This is a genomic window from Variovorax sp. 01T439_2, assembly GCF_056398445.1.
This window is the reverse complement of record NZ_JBFTPJ010000467.1, coordinates 1-4,535: the sequence shown is the minus strand read 5'-3', so window position 1 is coordinate 4,535 and position 4,535 is coordinate 1. Positions and strand designations below refer to the sequence as shown.

Sequence of the window (4,535 nt, the reverse complement as noted above, 5' to 3'; positions counted from 1 at the left end):
GAAGCCGACCGTGCCCGAATTGGCGATGTTGTTGCCGATGACGTCCAGGTTGGCGGCGGCTGCGGACAGGCCGCTGATGCCTTGGGAAAAGCCCATGATCGAATCCTTGTTTCAGTGCAATGAAGAAGAAGAAATGGCCCGCGGCGCACGGGCCGCTGCCGATGAGGAAGACGGCGCGCGACAGCTGCTCAGAGGAACATGCGCACGTCGGCCAGGCCGATGCTCTGGCCCGACATCAGTTCGAGCGTGACGCCGCTGGCGCCCTGCTTGACGGCGGCCACCTGCGAGAAGACCAGCGAAGTGGCCTCCACGCGCGTGCCGTTGTTGGCGGCCGCGACGCTGAAGCTGTAGGCGCCCGCCGGGGCCGTGCTGCCGTCGTCGGCCTTGCCGTCCCAGCTGACGGCGTTGACGCCCTCGGTCATCGGCCCGAGCGTCAAGGTGCGCACGGTGTTGCCCGCGGCGTTGACGATCTTCACCTCGACGGTGCCGGCGGTGGCCGGCAGCTGCACGGCAAAGGGCACGGCCGCCGGTTCCTCGCCGGCCTTGGGCTCCGTGGCGGCGATGGTGTTGCCGGGCGACAGCACGTTGTAGCCAATGAGCGATGCCGCCTGCAGCACCTGGTTGGCGCCGGTCTGATTCACCAGTCCGCTGAGCGCGCTGTTGAGCCGCTCGATGCCGCTCACGGTGCTCATCTGCGCGAGCTGCGACGTGAGCTCGGCGTTCTCCATCGGGTTGAGCGGGTCCTGGTTGTTGAGCTGCGTCACCAGCAGCTTGAGGAAGCGCTGCTCGCTGTCCGCTCCCGAGACGTTGCCGGCGCTCGACGCGGCGGTGGCTGCGTTGAGCCCGGAGATGGAAGAGGTGTCGGAAATGGCCATGGTTCTTGTTGGGATGTGGGGGGTTACTGGCCGATGCTCAGCGTCTTGACCATCAGCGTCTTGGCGGTGTTGAGCACCTCGACGTTGGCCTGGTAGCTGCGCGAGGCGGAAATCATGTTGGTCATCTCCTCGACCACGTTGACGTTGGGCATGGCCACGTAGCCCTTGGCGTCGGCATGCGGGTTCTTCGGGTCGAAGACCATCTTCAGCGGCGAGGGGTCCTCGATGACGCCGGCCACCTTCACGCCGCCGATGTCCTGCTGGCCCGAGGCGTCCACTTCGAAGACCACCTGCTTGGCGCGGTAGGGCTTGCCGTCGGGGCCGGCCACGCTCTCGGCGTTGGCAAGATTGCTGGCCGTCACGTTCATGCGCTGCGACTGCGCGGCCATGGCGGAGCCCGCCACGCTGAAGATGTTCATGGAAGCACCGGGATGCGGCATGTGCGGCTCCTTCCTGTTTATTGCGCAGCGGAGAGCAGCGACTTGATCTTGGCGCTGACCACCGTGAGGTTGGCTTCGTAGCGCAGCGCGTTGTCGGCGAAGTTGATGCGCTCGGCGTCCATCTCCACCGTGTTGCCGTCGATGCTGGCCTGGCTCGGCACGCGGTACAGCAGGTCGCGCTCGGGCATCGAGGACGGCGCATCGGCCTGGATGTGGCGCGCCGACGTGGCGGCCATCTGCACCGGCTGCTGCGCCGAGCGGCCGTGCTCGACCGCCTGCGTCAGGCGGCTCGCGAAATCGAAATCACGCGCCTTGTAGTTGGGCGTGTCGGCGTGGGCGATGTTGGCCGCGAGCACTTCCTGGCGCTGCGTCCGAAGGTTCAGTGCTTCGCGGTTGAAGCGAAGCGCCGCATCCAGCTTGTCGATCATGTGTTTCCATCTTTCGAGGCGTCGCGTCCCTGGCGGGGCATGGCGACAGATGGAAAGCGAGTCTATGCATGCACTGCGTTCGCAATGGCCCGAACAAAGGGGCATTTGGCGTGCACTTCGAATCTTCGGATCGGGTGCGCCTTCCTAGAATTGCCGGGCACCCATCATGGAAAAAATCCCTTGCCGCCCACGCCGCCTCAAGCTCGTGCTGCCTGCCCTGGCGGCCGGACTGGGCGCGGTGATGTGCGTGGCCGCGGCGCCGCTTGCGGGCGATGCGCGCGCCGCCGTCGACAGCTTGCTGCAGGCCCAGAGCGTCGGACTCCCGGGCAAGGTCGGCATCCGCGTCGAGGCGCCGGCATCGGGCCCGCTGCCCGCCTGCGATGCGCTCGAGGCCTTCCTGCCGCGCGGCGCCGCGGCGTGGGGCCGGGTGTCGGTCGGCCTGCGCTGCCACTCGGAGCAAAAGCCCTGGACGCGCTATGTGCTGGCCCATGTGGCGGTCGAGGGGCGCTACCTGGTGGCCGCGCGCAACATCGATACCGGCCAGGCCCTGGGCGCGGGCGACTTCATCGCCCGCACTGGTGATCTCACCGCCCTGCCGCGCTCGGTCGTGACCGACCTTGCCGAACTGCAGGGCGTGGTGGCCGCCAACCGCATCGCGTCCGGCGCGCCGCTGCGGCGCGAACTGATGCGCGGCGTGGCCGTGATCCAGCAGGGCCAGACCATCAAGGTCGTTGCCGAAGGCCCGGGCTATGTGGTCAGCACCGAAGCACGCGCGATGAGCAGTGCCAGCGCCGGTGYGGCCGTGCGGGCCAGGACCGTGGACGGCCGCATGGTCAGCGGCGTGGCCGACGAGGAAGGGCAGGTCCGCCTGCCGCAGTAGCCGCATTCGATGCGCACTGCCCTAAAGTTCTGGCCCGAACTGCCGATACACCAGGCAGCCCTTTGAGGAACCATCTTGAAAATCGATCCATTCGCCCCTTCGGCCACACCGCTCCCCCGAACGAACAAGGGCGCCGCGTCCTCGCCCGCCAGCGGCGCCGATGCCGTCCAGGGCGGCAGGAACGCGGTGAAGCTCTCGTCGGGGCAGGTGCATTCGCTGCCCGAGGCGCCCAACTCCGATTTCGACGCGGCGCGCGTTGCCTCGATCCGCGAGGACATCCGGGCCGGGCGCTATGAAATCCACCCCGACCGGATCGCCCGCGGCCTGCTCGCCAGCGTGCGCGATCTGCTCCACGAAAACGGAAAGCTCTGAACGCCATGCTGCTTCACCTGTTGGCCGAAAAAACCTGTGTCGAGGAATTCCTGTCGGTGCTGGAGCAGGAGGCAGAGGCCATGAAGAACGGCCTCTTTGCCGAGCTGCCCTCGCTCACCGGGCGCAAGGCCGGCCTGCTCGACCGCATGGCGGCACTCGACCAGGCGCGCGAATCGGCCCAGGTGGCGCGGGGTTTCGAGCCCGGGCGCGCGGGCGCCGATGCCGCCGCCGCGGCGGACGGCGAGGCCTCGCTTGCCGCCTGGACGGCGCTGGTCGAGCTGGCGCAGCAGGCCAAGGCCAGCAACCGCCGCAATGGCGCCATGGTGTACAGCCAGCTCGATTTCACGCAGAACGCGCTGCACTACCTGCAGGCCGGCGCGCAGCCCTTCTACGGGCCGGACGGCATCCGCAAGGCCGCCAGCGCCGCGGGAACGCGGCTGGCGGTGGGCTGAGCCGCAGATCTACTTGCGGGTCGTCTTGCCCGACTTGGGCGGCGCCTCGAACAGCTCCGAGAAGAACGACTGATTCACCTCGCCGGAATCCTTGGCAGTTGGACTCGGCTCAGCCGACGGCAGCTCCTGGAAGTCCGACGACGCGAAGTGCGGCGGCACATACACCCCGTGCTCGTCCCGCCTGACCAGGCCGCGGCGCTCCAGGTCCCGCATGGTCTTGTTGACCTGCATCCTGGAAAGCCCCGAATAGGAGGCGATGACCGACTGGGTGATGCGCTTGTCGTAGCCGCCGTCGGTGCCCGGCGCCAGCACGGTGAGCTCGTGCAGGATGCGGCTGATGAGCCGCTCCGACGAGGCCGATGAAATCTGCCGGATCTGCCTGCGCAGCACCGTGGTGCGCTTCATGACCACGTCGAGCAGGCCCATCGTCACGGCCGGATGGCGGTCGCACAGCGCCTTGAATTCGAGCGTGGGCACCAGGTACAGCGAGGTGGGCAAGGCCGCCACCAGGGTCGCGCCGGCCTGGTAGCGCTCCTCGATCAGGGCGGAGTTCAGGAAGAAGTCGTCCTGCCGGATGAAGTCGGTCGTGACGTCGCCGCTGTCTCCGCTGCCCTGCACCACCACCCGCAGCAGGCCGGTGGCCACGCAGTAGATGCGGTCGGACCATTCGTCCGCCGCCAGCACGACTTCGTTGCGCCGGTAGGACCGAAGTTCGATGCGCTGAACGAAGGCTGCGCGCTCATCCGGGGGAACGCTGGCAATAAGAGGATGCAAATACATCTGTACCGTCCATGGGCTGCCTTGCCGCATATTGGCTCAAAGCGGCTGCCTGCAACTCTCCCCGCTCTCTAAATGTGAATATTTACCAGATTAGACTCATATGCTAACAGTCGGTAACATCTGGACACGCAACATCATCGCATGACTTGGCGAACTACGCGCGCCAGCCGCCCGAGAGCAGCCATTGGCTTGTACCGCAGGCGACAACGAGCGCCGCGTAGGTCGCCATCGCGCCGTCGCGCCCTGCAAGGACGACGCCGCCGAGCAGCACCAGCGCTCCCACGCCTGAATTGATCGCGCCCTGGGCC

Annotated in this window: 8 protein-coding genes; 3 read left to right on the top strand and 5 right to left on the bottom strand. The window is 67.3% G+C overall.

Annotated features, from left to right (window positions below; translation table 11 throughout):
- The 4 genes from AC1DOC_RS20615 to flgB all read right to left on the bottom strand — a co-directional run.
- Window positions 1-96 (bottom strand): flagellar basal body protein (locus AC1DOC_RS20615; RefSeq protein ID WP_478130391.1); only part of this gene is annotated, 96 nt, incomplete at its 3' end.
- A 92-nt stretch (window positions 97-188) separates the two neighbouring features.
- Complete coding sequence (locus tag AC1DOC_RS20610) at window positions 189-875, bottom strand: flagellar hook assembly protein FlgD (protein ID WP_062365632.1); 687 nt, start codon at window positions 873-875, stop codon at window positions 189-191.
- 23 nt (window positions 876-898) lie between these two features.
- Window positions 899-1,315, bottom strand: a complete 417-nt coding sequence (flgC, locus tag AC1DOC_RS20605; protein WP_015866972.1) for a flagellar basal body rod protein FlgC — start codon at window positions 1,313-1,315, stop codon at window positions 899-901.
- Window positions 1,316-1,332: 17 nt separating this feature from the next.
- On the bottom strand, window positions 1,333-1,743 hold the full coding sequence (flgB, locus tag AC1DOC_RS20600; protein WP_478081270.1) for a flagellar basal body rod protein FlgB: 411 nt from the start codon (window positions 1,741-1,743) through the stop codon (window positions 1,333-1,335).
- A gap of 166 nt (window positions 1,744-1,909) precedes the next feature.
- Between flgB and flgA the strand changes: the two genes are divergently transcribed.
- The 3 genes from flgA to AC1DOC_RS20585 all read left to right on the top strand — a co-directional run bounded on the left by flgA (window position 1,910) and on the right by AC1DOC_RS20585 (window position 3,447).
- Window positions 1,910-2,623 carry a flagellar basal body P-ring formation chaperone FlgA gene (gene flgA / locus AC1DOC_RS20595; RefSeq protein WP_478130390.1) on the top strand — a complete coding sequence of 238 codons (714 nt, stop codon included), beginning with the start codon at window positions 1,910-1,912 and terminating at the stop codon, window positions 2,621-2,623.
- A 75-nt stretch (window positions 2,624-2,698) separates the two neighbouring features.
- Window positions 2,699-2,995, top strand: a complete 297-nt coding sequence (gene flgM / locus AC1DOC_RS20590) for a flagellar biosynthesis anti-sigma factor FlgM (RefSeq protein ID WP_027730587.1) — start codon at window positions 2,699-2,701, stop codon at window positions 2,993-2,995.
- Between the two features lie 5 nt (window positions 2,996-3,000).
- Entirely contained in the window at window positions 3,001-3,447 is a 447-nt protein-coding gene (locus AC1DOC_RS20585; RefSeq protein WP_018906814.1) for a flagella synthesis protein FlgN, read from the top strand.
- A gap of 9 nt (window positions 3,448-3,456) precedes the next feature.
- Here AC1DOC_RS20585 and AC1DOC_RS20580 read toward each other — a convergent pair whose 3' ends face one another.
- The gene (locus tag AC1DOC_RS20580; RefSeq protein WP_018906813.1) at window positions 3,457-4,227 is read right to left on the bottom strand and encodes a Crp/Fnr family transcriptional regulator; all 771 of its coding nucleotides are present in this window, start codon (window positions 4,225-4,227) and stop codon (window positions 3,457-3,459) included.
- Window positions 4,228-4,535: the final 308 nt, after the last annotated feature.